The organism is Planktosalinus sp. (assembly GCF_059864935.1).
Genome location: NZ_JCBCCK010000433.1, coordinates 1 through 1049, shown reverse-complemented (window position 1 = coordinate 1049; position 1049 = coordinate 1). Strand labels below are relative to the sequence as shown.

The 1049-nt window shown below is 42.5% G+C and carries 2 protein-coding genes; both read right to left on the bottom strand.

What is annotated here, in order from left to right; genetic code table 11:
• A partial coding sequence (locus AC6F75_RS13005; protein ID WP_500715522.1) for a restriction endonuclease occupies positions 1-120 on the bottom strand: 120 nt, incomplete at its 3' end.
• Positions 121-473: 353 nt separating this feature from the next.
• On the bottom strand, positions 474-1049 hold a 576-nt coding region (locus tag AC6F75_RS13000; RefSeq protein WP_500715521.1), incomplete at its 5' end, for a four helix bundle suffix domain-containing protein.

The window sequence follows — 1049 nt, the reverse complement described above, 5'->3', positions numbered from 1 at the left end:
ATTGGCGGTTTTAATGGCACTTTCAGAAAACCGTGAGGTGGTTAAAAACACCCCTTTGTTGACACCTTGTAAGGCCAGTGAGCCAATAAAGTCGGGAATCTGGGAGTTGGGTTGGTTCATAGTTTAATAATAGGTTGCACTCCTGTTTGAGGAGTTTGGAGGGGATCTATAAAAGCGGCAACCCAAATGTAGTTAAAATTGTTAAAATTCAAATCTTTAGGTTAACTTATGGTTTGTTATTCTTAATGAAACTTTTTTAAACTGGTTTTTCTTTTGTTTTCTATCAAAGGACTCAAAGGACAACAGGGACTTTTACGCAGGGATGTGGGCTGCTGTGGACACAGGGGCTGGTCGCACCGCAGTGGCAGCAGGCCCGCCTGCCGTAGGCGCGGGGTTTTACACGCCAGCGGTAAAGTCCCTGTGAGTCCCTGTTGTCCCTTTTACCCGGTAAACCCTTTAAGCCAGTTGCCCCTTTAACGCTTTTTGCGTTGTTCAATCCTTGCCTTGGTCATTCTTTCTCTTAAACCGCCTTCTTTTAAGAAAGCTGTTTCCAGTGCTTTAATCTGCTTGTTCAATAAAAAGCTCACTACCTTGATGAGGCCAATCATCACATTGGCACAAATCTCAGGGTTTTTATGCTCTATGCCTTTTTTAAAGGTGTCATAGTTGGCGTTGGGTGTTTTGTTGAGTTCCCGCAGTCTTGCCACCAGGCGGTGCCCTTTACCCCATATTTCATAATTGTGGCTTCTTAGAAAATCTTCATAATCTATACGCAACTCCTCCAATGAAGCCCGGGCAACGTTGGTCAATTTAATTTCAAATTCTTTTGACGTTCCTGAACCCATACTGGCTTCGGCAATATTTTGTTTCCCACTTCTTGCTGCCTGTACCATTTGTTCTTTGGTGCGGTCATACTTACTGAAAAATCGATTGGTAAAATAAATCGTGCCATCATAGATGATTTCAGCTTTTTGATAAGTGATCAAATTGCGGTAACCGCCGTGTTTTGGGATGAAGCCTTCTTTATTTTGTTTTTGTTCTTCCATAAT